An 18,532-nucleotide genomic window follows, 5' to 3' on the forward strand; every position below is an offset into this window, starting at 1 on the left:
GGTTCGTCCCGGGCGAGGGCGTGCCCTCGTGGCCGCGGCGGTTCGCCGACCACCTCTGAGGTGAGGCCGGACGTCAATTGCGCCTCGCCTCAAGCGCCCATGGGCACGGACGGCCGTCGGCAGCGTCTTCACACCTGGGTAGTGTTCGGGTGGCAGGAATCCGCTCGGTCCACACGAGCCACGGCAAGGACCGAACACCGCAGTTGCCTCGTGAGGAGGATCCAGATGCTGCAGGCGCTGGGACTGGGGCCGGCCGAGGAGGCCGTCTACACGGCGCTGATGGCCCGGCCCGAGGCATCCGCGCACGATCTCGCCCGGCAGACCGGAATCGCGGCGGCCGAGACCGCCCGTGTACTGGCCGACATGGTGACACGTGGTCTGGTATCGGTTGCCGCCCAGCCCGACCGTGAGGAATCCGGCCCGGACACACTGCCGAACGAGTCCCCGCTCGTCCGCTACCGTCTCACTCCGCCCTCCGTGGCCCTGGCCCCGTATCTGGTCGAGCAGCGCAATACGCTGCACCAGGCCGAGAGCGCGTTCTCGATGCTCATCGAGCAGTACCGCAGTACCGCCGTACACACCGCGGGCGGGGTCGTGGAGGTGGTGGTCGGTGCGGAGCAGGTCGCCCACCGGTTCCACCAGTTGCAGCGCGGCGCCCAGCAGGAACTGCTCGTCTTCCTCGTCGGCACACCCGTCGCGGTACCACGGGAGGCCGCGGACATTTCGGAGGGTTTCGCGCTGGACCGCGGCGTCGACTTCCGGGTCGTGGCAGCCGAGAACTATCTTGACGGCCCCGATGTGGCGAGGGACGCGCGGGCTGCCATCATGGCGGGCATTGAGCTTCGCCTGGCCGACTCACTGCCGCTGAAGATGGTCGTCTCGGACCGGGAACGTGCCATGGTCCCCCTGGACATGGCGGACTCCGGCAGTGAGCCGAGCGCGATCGTGGTGCAACGCAGCAGCCTGCTGACGGCACTGGTCCATCTCTTCGAGAAGGAATGGGCCCAGGCCCGGCCGCTGTACACCACGACCAGGGGCGTCCGCGCGGAGCCGGCGGACGATCAGCAACCGACCGAGGGGGAACTGGAAGTCCTCGTCCTGTTGCTGGCGGGATTCTCCGACCGGCGGGTGGCCTCCCAACTCGGCATCTCCCTACGCACCGTGGAGCGCAGGACACGCCGTCTGATGGACCTTGCCGGAGCGGATTCACGTCTGCAACTCGGGTGGCACGCCGCACGCGCGGGCTGGCTCTGACCTCCTCCGCGGTTTGCAGGCACAGAAGTCTCCGTCGGCCGGTGCCCACCCCGCGAGAGTGGCTGCCGACTCCTGGCGGGATCCCACAGCCGGGAGCGGTTGGCGCGACGTCCGCTGTCTCGACGAGCCACCCGGCCGGGGAGTCACGCACCGAGGTCCTGCCGTCTCTGCACAGGCTCCGTGAGACGGAGCGCGCAGCCTGTGCTCAGAGGTATGTGCCCGCCCGATGGTGGAAGCCCTTTGTCCGTGACTCCGGCCTCCTGGCGGGGCACGGCCGATGTGCGTCCGACCGCAGCTTGCCCATGAGATTCCGGGCTCGCTTCCCGCCGGCGTGACGGGAAACCGTCACGCGGGAAACCCGCCACGCCTGGCATCACCACGCAATCCGCAGGTCTGACAGGCTGCGATCACCGCATGGCATGTTCACGGCGTCAAGTAGGGAGATCCATGGGTCCCATCACACGAATAGCCTTGGGCGCGGCGACCGCCGCCGTCCTGGCCGTCTCCGGGGTCGCGCCTTCTGGGGCGGCGGACACGCCGCCTGACGGTGCCTCGGCGAAGAGGCCCGTCATCGGCAGCGGGACCTCGGCCAAGGGTGGCGGGCAGGTGACGGTCACGCTCGTCACCGGAGACAAGGTACTCGTGACCACGGACTCGTCGGGCCACAGCTCGGCGGCTGTGTTGCCCCGCGAGGACGGTACACAGCCGATGGCCCAGAGCTATCAGATGGGCAAAGACCTTTACGTCTACCCCGAGGGCGCCTCCCAGGCGATCGCGGAGGGCAAGGTCGACGAGCAGTTGTTCAACGTCACCGGGCTCATCCGCCAGGGATACGACGACACACACACCGATACGCTGCCGGTCATCGCCACCTACCGGAACAGCGTGCACGTGGCCGACAGCGCGCCGGCGGCTCCTCGCGGGGCCGAGCGGGGCCTGAGCCTCCCCGCTGTGAACGGGGTCGCGTTCAGGGCCGGCAAGGACACGGCCGCCACCTTCTGGCAGGACATCACCAACACCCACTCACGTTCTGGCTCGATGGTGAACAAGGTGTGGCTGGACAGCAAGGTCGAGGCCACACTGGCCCGGTCCACCGCGCAGGTGCACGCGCCGGAGGCATGGGCGGCCGGCTACGACGGCAAGGGCACCAAGGTCGCCGTGCTGGACACGGGAGTGGACGCCGAGCACCCCGACCTGGCGGGGCGGGTCGCCGAGGCCAGGAACTTCACGGACTCGAAGAACACCGATGACAGGGTGGGCCACGGCACGCACACCGCCTCCACGGTCGGCGGGTCCGGAGCGGCCAGTGACGGCCGTGAGAAGGGGGTCGCCCCCGGTACCTCCCTGCTGATCGGCAAGGTCCTCAACGACCAGGGCTACGGCCTGGACTCCTGGATCATCGCCGGTATGCAATGGGCCGTCGATCAGCAGGCCGACGTCGTCTCCATGAGCCTGGGCAACCCCACGATCGGTGACTGCACCGATCCGATGGCCGAGGCCACGAAGCAGCTCTCGAAGAACACACACACCCTGTTCGTCGTCGCTGCAGGCAACTCAGGCTCGAACACCGAGACGGTTTCCTCGCCGGGCTGCGTGCCCGGCGTGCTGACCGTCGGTGCCGTTGACCACAACGACACCACCGCGTCGTTCTCCAGCCGCGGCCCCGTGGCCGTCACGCACACCCTCAAGCCCGAGATCGCCGCCCCCGGCGTCGACATCTCGGCGGCCAACGCAGGCGGCCGGGGTATCTACGCCTATCGGACGATGTCCGGCACCTCCATGGCCACACCGCATGTCGCGGGCGCCGCGGCCGTCGTTCGCCAGGCCCACCCGGACTGGACCGCGCAGCAGGTCAAGGCCGCACTGGTCGCCTCGGCCCGCACCGATGGCAACGTTGCCGGCGCGGACCAGACCGGGGGTGGGGTCCTCGACGTGTTCGGCGCGGTGAACCAGAAAGTGCTCTCCGCGCCCGCCGTCCAGGCCGGCACGTACAACTGGCCGCAGAGTGCCTCGGACGGCACGACCGTGCAAGTGCCCTTCACCAACACCAGCGGTGCCGACCTCACCCTGAACCTGAAGGTCAGCGGCGTGCACGGGAACGACGGCAGCGAGGTCCACTCCGGCGTCGTCAAGCTGGGGGAGGAGAAGGTGAGGGTCCCCGCGGGCGCCACCGCTCAGGTACCGCTCCGGACAGATCCGACCGCCCCTCTGAAGCACGCCCAGTACGGCGCGGTAACCGGCCGGATCCTGGCCACCAGCGGCGATGTGCACGTCTCCGTGCCCGTCACGCTCTACATACAGCCGGAGACGGTCACCCTCCGGGTCAAGACCATCGACCGCGACGGCAGACCTTCGAGCGGAATCTCCTCCTTGGACCTCGTCAGCCTTGACACCAACAAGGGCGAGCGCCGCAGCAACTCCGGTGCGGCAGAGCAGACATACGCCGTGCGTCCGGGCGACTACGCCCTGAGCGGCTTCGTCGCCACGTACGACGCGAACAACGCCCCCGAATCGGTCAGCTACCTTGCGCACCCCGAGCTTCGGATCACCCGTGACACCACCGTCGTCCTGGACGCCCGCAAGGCCCACGGGCTGAGCTTGCACACCGACCGCCCCTCGACGGTGGACAACACCACGTTCAGCTACTCCCGTACGTGGGACGACACCTGGCAGATAGCTGGATCGCTCATGGCCGGTGAAAACGTCAAGAACTTCTACGCGGACATCGACGGGCGTGCCAAGAACGGGACTTTCGAGTTCCGGCCCACCTGGCGTGCGAGCGGCGCCGAGAACGGCTCGTCGTACGTCTACAACCTGTCCTTCCCGACCCAGGGCCCGCTGCACTCCGAGCAGGTCTACCGGCCCAAGGACTCCAGGCTGGCCCAAGTCACCGAGACCTGGAAGGCGATGGGCAAGGAAGCCGATTACATCGACGCGATGTTCATCCGCCCCTCCGGGAGCAGCAGCGCCTACGTCCCCGTGAGCCCGTTCGGGACGGTCCATGTGCCCGGCACCCGCACCGCCTACTACACGACCGGCGAGGACACCTGGTACCACGGCGCGATGACCAGTCTCCCGTTCGCCGCGTTCATGGGCGATCACGAGCGCAGCTACCGGGCCGGACAGCGGAGCGCGGAGGAGTGGTACGGCGGGCCGCTGCGGCCGGCCGCGCCCCGCGATGCCGACGGCAACCTGATGCTGGCCGCCGAGCGGCAAGGCGACCTGATGGGCATTCAGACCGGTCTCTGGCTCGACAGCTCCGGCGATCACTGGTCCTATGGCGGGTCGTTCGGCGACCTCGGAAACCTGGTGCTGAAACGCAACGGTGAGAAGATCGCCACCAGCGCCTGGCCCTACGACGCGTTCCGGGTCCCGGACGAGGACTCCGCGTACGAACTCACCCAGAACCTGGAGAAGATTCCGTCCTCGGACCGGAACTGGCTGCGTTCCACCGCCGTTACGACCTCCTGGAGCTTCCGCTCGCACCGGGAGCCGGACGTCTACTCGCGCGGCCTGCCGATCCTCTTCCCGGCGTACGACATGCCCGTGGACAGCCTGAACACCCTGCCTGCGCAGAGCGGCATCAGGGTCGGCCTGTCGGTCGAGGGCCACGCGGGGTACACCCCGGGCCCGATCAAGGAGGCTTCATTGGCATACTCCTACGACGGCGGCACCACCTGGATCCAGGCGCCGACCGAGCAGCAGGACGGCAACTGGACGGCCGTCCTCGACCACACCGGCGCCTCCGGCAAGCAGGTCACCACGAAGGCCACCTTCGTCGACGCCAACGGCAACGCGGTCACCCAGACCATCAAGCGCGCCTACGACGTACGGTAACCACACAGTCCGGTCGGGCGGTCCCCAGCGACAGGGGGGCCGCCCGACCGGTCAGGGACCGCTTCCGGGAAACAGATCGGCGACCCACCGGTGGACCACCGCGAACCCGCAGCGGAAGACCTGACGGCCCTCGACATGAGGGGCAAACACTCGTCGACACCATTGACCCAGAGATCGGATCTATGGAGACTCTGCGAGAGGATCGGGCCGGGCAACTGGCGGAACTCCGCATATGCATTGGACGTCTCTTGAGTCACGTGTGCTCCGGAGGGGCTATGTCCCGGTTCGTGTTTCTCGGGGTCGCACTGACGTTGCTCTCAGGTGTGGGCAGTCCTGTCGCCGCAGCGCCGAGGGCGACACCGGTGGTGGTCGACGTGGACGCCTACGGAGCCGACCCCACGGGCCGTACGGACTCGACGCCCGCCGTCACCGCGGCGCTGCGGCACGCCAAGAGCGTCGACCGGCCGGTCAGGATCGTCTTCTCGAAAGGCACCTACCAGCTCTACCCGGAACAGGCCGAGACACGTGAGCTCTACGTGTCCAACACCGTCGGCGCCGACCAGCGTTACCGGGACAAGAAGATCGGGCTTCTCGTCGAGGACATGCACGACGTCACCGTCGACGGCGGCGGAGCCAAGCTCGTCCATCACGGCCTGCAGACCGCGTTCGCGTCGATCCGTTCCACCGATGTGACCTTCACGAACTTCTCCTTCGACTACGCGGCCCCCGAGGTCATCGACGCGACCGTCGCCGACGCAGGGGTCGCCGACGGGCACGCCTACCGCGTACTGTCGATCCCCGCCACCAGCCCGTACCGCGTGAACGGCACGCACGTCACCTGGCTCGGCGAGACCAGTCCGGCCACCGGGCAGCCGCACTGGTCGGGTGTCGACGGACTCCAGTACACGCAGATCCACGACCCCGGGGCGCAACGGTCCTGGCGCGGAGACAACCCGCTGTTCAACGACGTCGCCGCGGTCACCGACCTCGGCGGCCACCGGATCCGGATCGACTACGCGACCGCTGCCCGGCCGGCGGACGCCGGGCTCGTCCACCAGATGCGTCTCATCGAGCGGGCCGAGCCGGGCGCCTTCATCCGGGAGTCCAAGAACGTCACGATGCGCTCGATGAACGCCTACTACGTACAGTCCTTCGGCGTGGTGGGGCAGTTCAGCGAGAACATCTCCATCGACAAGGTGAACTTCGCGCCCGATCCGGCGTCCGGCCGGTCGACAGCCTCATTCGCGGACTTCGTGCAGATGTCCGGCGTCAAGGGGAAGGTCTCCCTCACCAGGAACGTCTTCGACGGCTCGCACGACGACCCGATCAACATCCACGGCACCTACCTGGAGGTCGTCGGGAAACCTGGGCCGTCCTCCCTCACCCTCGCCTATGAACACCCGCAGACCGCCGGATTCCCGCAGTTCGCGCCAGGTGACGAGGTCGAGTTCGCCGCCAAGCGCACGATGACACCGCTCGCGGACGCGCACGCGGTGGTGACCGCGGTCGACGGGCCGAGCGGGAGGGACCACGAGAAGCCGCTGACCACGATGACCGTCACCTTCGACCGACCGGTTCCTGACGGGGTCGAGACCGGTGGCACGGTCGTCGAGAACATCACGGCCACCCCATCGGTCGTCATATCCGGCAACGTGTTCCGCAACGTGCCGACCTGCGGTGTGCTGGTCACCACCCGCAAACCCGTCCTCATCACCGGCAACCGCTTCGACGGGATGTCCATGGCCAGCGTCTACGTCTCAGCGGACGCCTACCAGTGGTACGAGTCCGGGCCGGTCGCCGACCTCACGATCCGGGGGAACTCGTTCACACGACCGAGCGGTCCGGTCATCTACGTGGAGCCGACCAACCAGGTCGTCGACCCCGCGAACCCGGTGCACCACAGCATCTCCGTCGAGCGCAACTCCTTCGGCATCGGAGACATCACCGTCGTCGATGCCAAGAGCGTCGGCGGATTCGCCTTCACCGGCAACACTGTCCGGCGGCTGGACGGAGCGGAGCACCCGCCGTACACCTCCCCGCTGTTCGTCTTCCACGGCAGTTCGGACATCCGGATCGCGGGCAACCACTGCGACAAGGGCCTGAACACCTCCGTGGTCACGGACTGACGGCCTCGTGCACGGTGGGCCGCGGCACGTCGCGGGTGGCCAACTTCCGTCTCCGGTACAGCCGGTACCCGGCACCGGCGGTCACCGTCACTCCCAGGAACAGCACGGTGAACCACTGGAAGTACCAGTGCCCGCCCGCCGGGTCGTACACCGCCGCCCGCGGCCAGGCGAGGTTGACCGCCATGAACAGGCCGTAGAGGAGGGCGAGGGCGTTGACGGGAACGCCCCAGCGGCCCAGGGAGAACGCGGGCGCGCCGGTCTCGTCGGTGCCGAGCGGGGCGAGCCCACCGCGCATCCGGCGTACCAGCAGGGGGCCGGTGACCATGGCGTAGGCCAGGTACAGCAGCACTATGCAGGTGGTGCCGATCGCCAGGAAGGCGTCCGGGGAGGCGAAGTTCAGGAGCAGGAGGGCCGCCGACAGGGCGCCGACGGCCGGCGCCGGCGCGGTGGGCATGCCGGTGCGCGGGTTGACCTTGGCGAGCCGCTCGGCGAAGGGCAGTTGTCCGTCGCGGGCCATGGAGAACAGCATCCGGCTCGCCGCGGTCTGGATCGCGAGTGTCGCCACCGCGATCGCCACCACCACGTCGGCCAGCAGGACCTTGCCGACCCCGTCGCCCAGGCTGCTGGTCAGGACGTAGCCCAGCCCGTCGACGCCCAGGTGCCCGTCGGTGAGACTGGGCGCGGCGAGCAGACCTCCGAGGACCACCAGACCGCCGAGCAGTCCGGCGGCGCTCAACGCGGTGAGGATCGTGCGGGGCGCGGTGCGCCGCGGACTCACAGTCTCCTCGCTCATCTCACCGGCACTGTCGAAGCCGATCATCACGTACGCTGCCGTGAACGAGCCGACGAGCAGGGCACCGAACAGGCCGTTCGCGGCGCCGCCCGTGGTGTGGAAGGTGATGCTCGGCGAGCGCTTGGCGTGGGTCAGCAGCAGTACGACGATGAGGACCGCGCCGAGGATCTCGGCGGTCACGCCGATCCGGTTGACCACGGACATCACCCGGTTGTCCACGATGTTCACCACCGTGGTCAGCGACAGCAGGATCACGCCGAGCACCGCCGCGTTGGCCGCGCCGTCCGCCGACGTCGGCGCCGGATCGCCGCCCACCAGCTGGAAGCCGGGCCAGATCGCGGGCAGTACCATCTGCAGCGCCAGCGCGGCCGCCGAGACCACCACGACCTGCCCGATCACCATGATCCAGCCGGCGAACCAGCCGAACGACGGGTTCGACAGGCGCGTGGACCACTGGTAGACGGCGCCCGAGAGGGGGTAGCGCGCGGCTAGCTCCGCGAAGCAAGCCGCGACCAGTAACTGCCCGACGAGCACGGCGGGCCAGGTCCAGAAGAAGACGGGGCCGCCGGACGCGTACCCGAAGGCGAAGAACTGGAAGACGGTGGTCAGTACCGAGATGAAGGAGAACCCGGCGGCGAAGGAGGCGTACCGGCCCAGGCCGCGGTGCAGCTCCTGGCGGTAGCCGAACGCCTCCAGGCAATGGTCGTCGAGAGTACGGTCGTCGGTCGTCGTCACGGCGGCACCTGCCTTCGGCACAGGGGAAGAATTCCCGGGGGTTTCCGGGAATTCCTGTCGAGCGACAGAAATTCGGGGCAGGCTGTCCCGACCGCGTCACGCCGCCGTGTCCGCACCCGCCCCAAGTCCGCACATCGGCGCGGGAGAAACCCTAACGGACCCGGCCGGCCGCGCGTGTGCCGCCGAACTCACCAGGACGTGCGTGGCGGTCAGGCCGACGCCGACCGGGTCAGCGGCAACCTGTGGCGTGTCAGCGAAGCAGAGCAGCCACGGCCGGGAGCGGGAAACGCCGGCGACGTCGTTGCCGTGGCGCCGTTGGGACAAGTCGCAGCTGTGACACCTGAGGGCCGTGACATGCCCCTGGCGTCGGCGGATTCTTTCGTATTACTCGTGACCACACGCTGAACGAAAGGTGCTCGGCTGATGGCATGGAACCGCCTGACGGCGGCGATAACGACAGCATTGCTCCTGACCACTGGGGGCGTGCAGTCCGCGTCCGCGCAGACGTCCGAAGCGAGCGCGGCGGGAGCCGCCGCCGCACCAGGGGCTCACTCCGCGACCGTGCGGCTCGTGACCGGCGACCGCGTCACGGTGACGCCCGCCGCCGACGGCCGCACCACCGCGTCGGTGGAACCCGGGCCGGGGCGCGAGCGGATCGTGTTCCGCACGTACCAGGAGGACGGCGGCGACCTGACGGTGCTGCCCTCGGACGCCGCGGACCTGATCGCCGCCGGGACGCTGGACCGGCGTCTCTTCAATGTCACCACCCTGATCGCCCAGGGCTACGACGAGGCGGCCACATCGGCGCTGCCGCTGATCGTCTCCGCCCACCCGCGTTCCGGCACGGCCCGGACGACGGCGAAGAGCGAGAAGGCCGCGTCCGCCGTCGCGGACCGGGTCGCCGCGTTCAACGTGGCGTCGGCCCCCGAGCGCACCCTGGACAGCATCGACGCGCGCTCGTTGCGGATCGCGGACGACGACCTCGGCGCCTTCTGGAAGACGCTGACCCCGGGCACCGCCCCGGGCGCCGCCCGCGCCGCCGCGACCCCGCGGGTGTGGCTGGACGGCAGGGTGTCCCCGGTGCTGGACCGCAGTACGGCGCAGATCAACGCGCCGGAGGCGTGGAAGGCGGGATACGAGGGCCAGGGTGTGAAGGTGGCCGTGCTGGACACCGGCGTGGACGCCACGCACCCGGACCTGGCAGGGCGGATCGCGAAGTCCAAGGACTTCTCCGGCAGTTCGAACACCGTGGACCACTTCGGGCACGGCACACACGTGGCGTCGACCGTCGGCGGCACGGGCGCGGCCTCCTCCGGCTCCCGCAAGGGAGTGGCGCCGAAGTCGGACCTGCTGATCGGCAAGGTACTGGGCGACGACGGCTACGGTTCGGAGTCGCAGGTCATCGACGGCATGGAGTGGGCGGCGGCCGAACACGCCGAGGTCGTCAACATGAGCCTGGGCTCGGACGACCCGTCCGACGGCACCGACCCCATGAGCCAGGCGGTCGACACACTCTCCGCCTCGGGCGACACCCTCTTCGTGGTCGCCGCCGGCAACGCCGGCGAGAACGGCGACACCACGATCGGCTCGCCCGGCGCCGCCGACGCCGCGCTGACCGTGGGCGCCGTCGACCGCGGCGACTCCCTCGCCCCCTTCTCCAGCCGCGGCCCCCGACTCGGCGACAAGGCGGTCAAGCCGGACGTGACCGCCCCGGGCGTCGGCATCGTGGCCGCGCGCGCCGCCGGCACGACGATGGGCGACCCGGTCGACGCGAACTACACGGCCGCGTCCGGTACGTCGATGGCGACCCCGCACGTCGCCGGTGCCGCCGCGCTGCTCGCCCAGCAGCACCCCGACTGGACGGGGCAACAGCTGAAGGACGCGCTGGTCAGCACGGCGCACACCGTGTCCGGAACCAAGGTGACGGCGCAGGGCGGTGGCCGGATCGACGTCGCGGCCGCGATGGGCGCGGTCACGGCCACCGGCAGCGTGACCCTGCCGGCCGTGCAGGTGGGCTCCGCCGGACAGCGGCAGACGGCGGCCCTGCACTACACCAACCACGGTGACCAGCCCGTCGACCTGAAGCTGACCGTCGCCCTCGCGAACTCCGACGGCATCGCCCTGCCGGCCGGTGTCGTCACGCCCGACGCCGACACCGTGCACCTCGCGCCCGGCGCCTCCGCCGACGTACCGCTGAGCACCGACGCGAAGAACGCCACACGAGGCTCGTACTACGGCTACGCCACCGCGACCCGCGCCGACGGCACCGTCCTCGCCCACACCACGCTCTCCCTGGCCGTGCACGCGCCGCTGCACCGGCTCACCGTGGTCGTCCGCGACCGCGACGGCAAGGTGCTGCCGGGCTCGCTGCCGACCATCTGGGGCGCCGACGGCTTCGTCTCGTACACCAGCACCGACCCCGCGGTCGCCGTCGTCGAGGACGGCACCTACCAGGTCGACGAGGGCTCCCTGAACGACGCCGCGGACGGCCAGGAACTGGTCGAAATGATCAACCCGCAGGTGACGGTCACCAAGGACACCACGGTGACGCTGGACGCCGCGAAGGTCACCGAGGTGCAGATCCGCACGCCCAGACCCGCCGAGCAGCGCGGCATCCTCAGCTACCAGACGTACCGCAAGATCGACGGCCACGGCCTGATCCAGGGCGTGATGTTCTTCGACATCGCCAAGCGGATCTACGTCAGCCCCACGGCCCAGGTCACCGACGGCACCTTCGAGTTCGCGTCGCGCTGGCAGATGACGGCGCCCCAACTGCGGGCGAAGGTGTCCGGCACCTCCTCGGCCTTCACCCCGTACTACCTGCCGACCTCCCGGGTCTTCGACGACAAGGGCGCCCGGCTGACCGCGGTGGACGCCGGCGCGGGCACCGCCGACGACCTCAAGGCCGCCCACGTGCGCGGGAAGCTAGCCGTCATCCGCTACGACTACGGCGACGACCGGGCGCTCGCGCAGGCCGCCGCGGACGCCGGGGCCAAGGCGCTGATGCTGGTGATGCCGGAGGGCTTCTACCCCTGGACGCGCTGGCACCCGGAAGGCGACCGCCTGCCCCTGCCCGTCATGCGGGCCGGTACGGCGGAGGGCACCGACCTGCTCAAGCGCGCCGGAGAGCGCACCACCGCGGTGGACTTCTCCGGCACCGTGCGCAGCCCGTACCTGTACGACGTGATGCAGGTGTCCCAGCAGCGCATCCCCGAACACCTGGTCTACACCGTCTCCGAGCGCAACAGCGCGGTGGTGCGCGCCACCTACACCCGTACCGGGGCCTCGTCCTGGGGGAGCGAGCAGCGCTTCGGATGGCGGCCCTACCAGGACACGGCCTGGAACCAGTACACCCGTGATGTGCCCACGGGCCAGGAGCGAGTCGAATACGTGACGGCCGGCGACACGCTGTGGCGCCACACCGTCCACCACGACACCGTTATGGACCCGGACGTCGAGCTGGGCGTCGGCATGCACGACGCGGTCCACACCTACAAGCCCGGACAGCGCGCCACGGAAAGGTGGTTCGCGGCTCCGGTACGGCCGTCGATCCCGCGCGGTGTGATGGGCTGGCCCGCCTCGGTGCGCAACGGCGACACCCTGTCGTTCCGCATCCCGGAGTTCACCGACTCCGACACCGGCCACTGGTCGTACGCGGAGAGGGACGCGTGGGGAAGCGGCGGTGCGGGAACGTCCGCGGTGGGCGACGCGAGCGACGTGGCCCGTGCGGAGCTGTACCGCGACGGCCGGCGCGTCGCGGAGTCCGACAGCGGCGCGTGGGGCGACTTCGAGGTGCCCGCGGGTAAGGCCGACTACCGGCTCGACCTGACCACCGCCCGCACCTCGGCCAACTGGCAGTTCGGCACCGGCACCACGACGTCCTGGACGTTCACCTCGGACACCGCGGCGACCACCGCCCTGCTGCCACTGCTCCAGGTCGACTACGCCGTGCCCGTGGACGCCCGCAACGCAGTGGGCCCGGGGCGGTCGCACAGCGTGGATCTCGGCGTGCGCATGCCGGACGGCCTGGCCGCCCCGCGCGGGGTGACCCTCAAGGTCGAGGCGTCGTACGACGACGGGCGGACCTGGACCACGGCCCGCACGGGCCGGCACGGCAGCGGTACGGACTTCACCGCCACCGTCGAACGCCCCTCCTCGGTGCGCCAGGACGCGTTCGTGACGCTCCGGGTCACCGCGACGGACGCCGCCGGCGACAGCGTCCGGCAGACGATCGACCGCGCCTACCTGCACCGCGGGCCTTCGTCGGGAAACTGACGGCGGAGCGGCTGTGACCTGCGGGCGCCGGGCCAACCAGCCCGGCGCCCGCGGGCGTCGTTCCTGAAGGGGACGGTGTCGTGCGCGGCCGAAGGTTCCTGGCAGGGCGGAGCGCGCAGCCGGGAGCCGCCTCCGTGACGCCGGTGGTCAGCGGTGCGGGGACGGACCGGGCGCTGCTACGTCCCGCAGCCGGTCGCGGACGTGCACGGCGTCCGGATGGTCGATCCTGGTGAGGATGCCGAGCGCTTCCCGCCAGGCGAGTCCGGCCCGTGCGCCGTCGCGGGCCGCGTGGTGGGTGTCGCCGATGTGGACCAGGGTGTCGGCTTCCAGATAGTGGTCGCGGATCTCCCGGTACAGTCGCAGCGCATGCCCGTAGCACGTGAGCGCCTGGACATGTTCGTGCAGGTGGTGGTGGGCGTAGCCGAGGCTGTCCCAGGCGGCGGCCTCGCCGTTGCGGTCGCCGGCCCGCTGGTGGGCCGAGAGCGCCCGGCCGCACTGGTCCAGGGCGTCTTGGTACTTGCCCGTCAGGATGTGCGTCCAGCCGACCTCGTTGGCGATGTTTCCCTCCGCGATGTGGTGCTGTCCGGCCGCGTGGTAGAGGGCGCTTGCCTCCGCGTAGTGGCCGAGGGCTTCCTCGTGCCGTCCCCGCCGGTTGGCGAGGAAGGCGGCGTAGCGGTGGGCCCCGCCGTGGCCCGCCCGGTCGCCGGTCTCGCCGAACAGTTCCATGGCACGCGCGAGATGTGCGTCGGCCTCGTCCCACCGTTCGAGGCGGCCGCTCGCGAAGCCGAGCGCCCGGTGCCCGTGCGCCTGACCACGGATGTGACCCAGACGCTGGGCCGCACCCAACGCCGCTGTCTGTGCGACGAGTTGCTCCTGCCAACGCCCGTTGCGGTCCAGGTAGAGCTCCAGGGTCGCGGCCGACTGCCAGCTGTACTCGCCGCTGCCGTGCCGGGCGTCCTGCTCGATCGCGGCGAGCAGGACGGAGCGGTTGCTCTCCAGCCAGTCGGCCGCGGCAGCCTGGTCGGGCAGGCGCGGGACGGTCACTCCCGGCAGGTGGGGGCGCAGCCCGATACGGTCCCGGCTCGGCGCGAGCACGCGGTCGGCCGTGTGCGCGGTGTGCAGGTAGTGGTCGAGTATGCGGCAGCGGGCCGCCTCCAGCTCCTGGGCGCTGTCCTTTGCCCGGCTCAGCTCGCCGGCGTAGGCGCGCAGCAGTTCGTGACTGCCGTAGCGGCCGGGTACGGGCTCGAAGAGCAGGTGGGCGCGGACCAGCTCCGCGAGCAGCGGCCGGACGTGGCCGGTGTGCTGTCCGGCCAGACTGGCGGCGGCGGCCGCGGAACAGTCAGGGCCCGGATGCAGGCAGAGCAGCCGGAAGAGACGGGCGGCCTCGGCGGTGAGGAGCTGGTACGACCAGGAGAACGCGCTGCGCGCGTCGGCGGCAGGGGCCTCCCCGGCGAACGCGTCCAGGCTGTCCCGACTGTCGCGCAGTTCGGCGGCGATGGAGGCGAGCGGGAAGCCCGGATTGACCGCGGTACGGGCGCTGACGACGGCCAGCGCCAGAGGGAGGCGCCCGCAGAGCGCGATGATCTGCGCGACGGCGTCGGGTTCGCGTGCGACGCGTTCGGCGCCGAGCCGGCGGCACAGGAACTCACGGGAGTCCTCATGGCTGAGCACGTCCAGCGTGAGGCTGTGCGCGCCCTCGCCGGCCACCAGGCCGTAGAGCTGGTTGCGGCTGGTGACGACGACCAGGCAGCCGGGCCCTCCGGGCAGCAGCGGACGGACGTGCTCGGTGTCCCGGGCGTTGTCCAGGACGATGAGGACGCGCCGCCCGGCGAGGAGGCTGCGGTAGAGCGCCGCCTGGGCGTCCAGGCCCGCGGGGATGCGCTGCGCGGGCACCCCGAGCGCGTCGAGGAACGACCGTATCGCCTCGGCCGCGCTCATGACCGAACCGGTGGGATGGAAGCCGCGCAGGTTGACGTAGAGCTGCCCGTCGGGGAAGCGGTCGGCGACGCTGTGCGCCCAGTGCACCGCCAGCGTCGTCTTGCCGACGCCGGCCATGCCGCCGATGGCGCTGATCACCACCGCCGGTATCGGTTTCCCGGGGGCGGGCAGCAGGCGCTGGATACGGGCGAGGTCGGCGTGGCGGCCGGTGAAGGCGGGCAGGTCGGCGGGTAGCTGGGCGGGACGCACCGTGGTGTGGGCGCCGGTCTGTGCCTCTGCCCGCGTCCGTGCGGTACCGGGGGCCTGTGTCGAATCGTCGTCGGACCCGTCGGACCCGTCGGACCCGTCGGACCCGTCGGACCCGGTGGTCCGGGTGGATTCCGGGCTCCGGGCCGCTGCCGGGGCACGCATGGCATGGGTGCCGCCGAGGACGCGTTGTATGGCGGTCTGCAGTTCGGGGCCTGGTTGTACGCCGAGTTCGTCGGCGAGCCGAGTGCGTACGGTCCGGTGGACCTCCAGGGCCTCGGCCTGGTGCCCGGTGGCCGCGAGCATCAGGATCAGCCTGGCCTGGAGCGCTTCGTCCAGCGAGTGCTGCGCCGCGGCCTGCCGCAGGGTCACCAGCACCCGCGCGCCGAGGCCGGGCCCTGCCTCCAGGGCGAGTTCGGCGGCCTCCTTGACGGTGGCCAGGTGTTCGTCGTCGAGGGCGGTGAACGCCGGGTGGGACCGCACTTCGGCGGCGATGCCGGAGGCCGCGGGCCCGCGCCACAACGCCAGCGCCTCGATCAGCAGTTCGGTGGCGGTGGCCGGTTCCGCGGCCTGAGCGGCCCGCTGCCGCAGGGCCCGGAAGCGCAGCAGGTCGAGATCGTCCGCTGCCACCTCAAGTCGGTAGCCGCCCGAGCCGCGCAGCAGTCGGCGTGACTCGCTGCCGGCCGGGAGATCGGGCTCCAGCAGTCGGCGCAGTGCACCGATGTGCCGCTGGACTATGTTGACGGCCGTGTCCGGCGGGCCCTGTCCCCACAACGTGTCGACGATCTCGTGGACGGTGACCGGGTGACCCGCCTCGGTCAGCAGCAGTGCGAGCAGGGCGCGCTGCTTCGGCGGTCCGAGGACCAGCTCCGTGCCGCCGCGCCAGGCCCTGACCGGCCCGAGCACGGCGAAACGCGTACGCACAGACTCTCCCGTACCAACTGTGACGATATGTGTACCCGGCGCCCGCTTTCCCGGGGCGCACGCCTGCACCCGAGCATATTGTTTGCACAGCTTTTAAGGCGCAGGTTCGCCTCGCCCTGGAGCGCCGTGCGCGACATACCGGTACGGAAGGTATGAAACTCACGGTCGGAAGTGTGAGGACTCCTGCGGTCTGCGGTCTGCGGTCTGCGGTCTGCCGTCTGGTGGCCTTGCGGCCTTGCGGCCTTGCGGCCTTGCGGCCTTGTGGCCTTGCGGGGTCCGCGGCGTCGCGGATGTGCGTGGTCCGGGTGCCGCCGTCCGTTGCCGAGGTGGCCGCGTACCCGGCTGCGAGGCGGGTGGGGTGGCCGAAAGTTCAACGACCGTTGGTTTTTTCGTGGGTTTCGGACTGCCTCTCGGGGTGAGCACTGTAGTGCCTTGCGCCACAGGCTTTCTGCAGACAAGACACAGGCTCCGTAGTGAGGGAGTGCCTCCCGTATGGCCACCATCCAGGAAGAAACACGGCTGCCGCATCGTCTCGACGACGTGCCCGGCTGGTTCCCGGTGCTCGACCAGACGCTCTTCGACTGGTTCCTCACCAGGCAGGAGGCCGCCGGAATGCACGGCGACCTCCTGGAGGTCGGTGTCTATATGGGCAAGAGCGCGATCTTCACCGGCCGGCACCGGCAGCCGGGGGAGAAGTACACGGTGTGCGACCTCTTCGAGGGCGATGCCCCGGACGATGCCAACCGGGCCGAGTCGGTCAAGTCGTACAGCGCCCTGACCAGGCGTGTCTTCGAGGAGAACTACCGCTCTTTCCACGACGAACTCCCCCGCGTGCTGCAGGGACCCAGCTCCCTGGTGCCCGGCGAGGTGGAAAGCGGTTCCTGCCGGTTCGTGCACATCGACGCCTCCCACCTGTACGAGCACGTGCGTGCCGACATAGGCGCGGCCCGGGACCTGCTGCTGCCCGGGGGCATCGTGGTCCTCGACGACTTCCGCTCCGAGCACACGCCGGGCGTTTCCATAGCCACCTGGGAGGCCGTGCTCAACCGGGGTCTGCGGCCCGTCTGCCTGAGCACACAGAAGCTCTACGGCACCTGGGACGATCCGGAGCAGGTCCAGGAGGAACTGCTGGCCATGGCGCAGGAGCGGACCGACTGCCACCTGAGCGTCCAGCAGGCCGCCGGGCACCGGATCATCCGCCTGAAGTCCAAGAAGATGCCGGCGCCCGCGTTCCCGCTCTCCCGGCATGCGGAGCGGGCCGCCGAGTCGGCGTCCCGGACCCCGGAACCGGCAACTGCGCCGACGCCTGCTCCCGCGGCCCCGCCCGCCCGGGCCGCGTCCCGCCGCGGAAGCCGGGTCCGCCGGGTCGCCATCGACGTGTTGCCGCCGGTCGTCACGCGGGCCATACGCAACGCGCGTGCCGCCAGGAGCTGACTGCCCAGGACTCCGTCAGACTGGCCGGACGGCGGTCCGATCACGAACTCGCGTGCGCGGCGTCGCGTCGCGGTTCCACCCGGGAGGAGCGACCCCGCGACGCAGCGCATCCACGCCTCGATACGTCTACTGCCGACGGGCAGGAGCCGAACTGCGGCCTGCGGCCACCGCCTGGTGTTCAGTCTTCACACACCGATGACCAACGGTGGCCGTGGTCCCCTCCGGACCGGCGGGCCGGCGCCGTCACGGCCTGAGCGGGGAATGCGGCCCCGACCAGCCGGTGGCGACGACGACTTCGCGCGCGATGTCCACGACAGCCCTCCCATCCGTCACCACCCGCACCGTCTCCGCGGGGACGCCCTGGTCCAGCAACCGCGCCTTGCGGGCACTGCCTGCCAGTTCCTGTTCCAGCTCCGAGCCGAGCTCCCGGCGCACCAGCCGCTCACGGGCAGTGCTGTCGGAGGCGGTGAGAAGGACCCGTACGATCCGCGCCTGCGCCCCCACGGCCCGCTGGAACATGCCGGTCGCCTCGGGCAGCACACTGAGCGTGTTCGTATAAATCAGCCGGTGGTAGCCGCGTCGGGCGAAGTTGGCCCACACCGCGGTGAGATTGCTCTCGGTGATCTCCGAGCGGTCCGGATCCCCCTGCGGAGCCGGATGCACCTGGCCCATGAAGTCACCGTCGATGACCGCGTGAGAGACCATCGCGGCCCGCAACAACGCCGAAACCTCCCACCCCACCGTCGTCTTGCCGACCCCGGCCCGCCCGCCGATGAGGAGCACTTCCGCATGATCCATGGGGGCAGCGTGCCAGCTCGCCTCCGGCTCACGCGATCGGATATCGATCGACCCTCCCGCCGACGCCGGCTACCAGGGTCCGGGCGCGCGGACCGGTGGCCGGGTGGTGACATCGCCGCACCACACATTCAAGAGAAACGCCCCAAGCCGGGTCCGGGTCTGGGTCCGGTAC

General features: G+C 70.4%; 8 protein-coding genes. 5 read left to right on the forward strand and 3 right to left on the reverse strand.

Annotated elements, in window-relative coordinates:
• Window positions 1–225: 225 nt before the first annotated feature.
• From ACFY2B_RS37375 to ACFY2B_RS37385, 3 genes are all read left to right on the forward strand, one after another.
• Window positions 226–1,254, forward strand: coding sequence for a helix-turn-helix domain-containing protein (locus ACFY2B_RS37375; RefSeq protein WP_390767500.1), 1,029 nt, complete (start codon window positions 226–228; stop codon window positions 1,252–1,254).
• 447 nt (window positions 1,255–1,701) lie between these two features.
• Complete coding sequence (locus tag ACFY2B_RS37380; RefSeq protein WP_390767501.1) at window positions 1,702–5,091, forward strand: S8 family serine peptidase; 3,390 nt, start codon at window positions 1,702–1,704, stop codon at window positions 5,089–5,091.
• A gap of 362 nt (window positions 5,092–5,453) precedes the next feature.
• Window positions 5,454–7,217 carry a right-handed parallel beta-helix repeat-containing protein gene (locus ACFY2B_RS37385; protein WP_390767502.1) on the forward strand — a complete coding sequence of 588 codons (1,764 nt, stop codon included), beginning with the start codon at window positions 5,454–5,456 and terminating at the stop codon, window positions 7,215–7,217.
• On the opposite strand, the gene ACFY2B_RS37390 is transcribed toward ACFY2B_RS37385, so the two are convergent.
• A complete protein-coding gene (locus ACFY2B_RS37390; RefSeq protein WP_390767503.1) occupies window positions 7,207–8,745 on the reverse strand; it encodes an amino acid permease in 1,539 nt (512 codons plus the stop codon). The genes ACFY2B_RS37385 and ACFY2B_RS37390 overlap by 11 nt on opposite strands.
• 423 nt (window positions 8,746–9,168) lie before the next feature.
• Here ACFY2B_RS37390 and ACFY2B_RS37395 point away from each other — a divergent pair, with 423 nt between their 5' ends.
• A complete protein-coding gene (locus tag ACFY2B_RS37395) occupies window positions 9,169–13,020 on the forward strand; it encodes a S8 family peptidase (RefSeq protein WP_390767504.1) in 3,852 nt (1,283 codons plus the stop codon).
• Between the two features lie 147 nt (window positions 13,021–13,167).
• On the opposite strand, the gene ACFY2B_RS37400 is transcribed toward ACFY2B_RS37395, so the two are convergent.
• On the reverse strand, window positions 13,168–16,128 hold the full coding sequence (locus ACFY2B_RS37400; protein ID WP_390767505.1) for a BTAD domain-containing putative transcriptional regulator: 2,961 nt from the start codon (window positions 16,126–16,128) through the stop codon (window positions 13,168–13,170).
• A 492-nt stretch (window positions 16,129–16,620) separates the two neighbouring features.
• Here ACFY2B_RS37400 and ACFY2B_RS37405 point away from each other — a divergent pair, with 492 nt between their 5' ends.
• Window positions 16,621–17,562, forward strand: coding sequence for a class I SAM-dependent methyltransferase (locus tag ACFY2B_RS37405; RefSeq protein ID WP_390767506.1), 942 nt, complete (start codon window positions 16,621–16,623; stop codon window positions 17,560–17,562).
• Between the two features lie 243 nt (window positions 17,563–17,805).
• On the opposite strand, the gene ACFY2B_RS37410 is transcribed toward ACFY2B_RS37405, so the two are convergent.
• Window positions 17,806–18,360, reverse strand: coding sequence for an AAA family ATPase (locus tag ACFY2B_RS37410; protein ID WP_390767507.1), 555 nt, complete (start codon window positions 18,358–18,360; stop codon window positions 17,806–17,808).
• Between the last annotated feature and the right edge of the window lie 172 nt (window positions 18,361–18,532).

It is taken from the genome of Streptomyces sp. NPDC001270 (assembly GCF_042896695.1).
Taxonomy (GTDB): domain Bacteria; phylum Actinomycetota; class Actinomycetes; order Streptomycetales; family Streptomycetaceae; genus Streptomyces.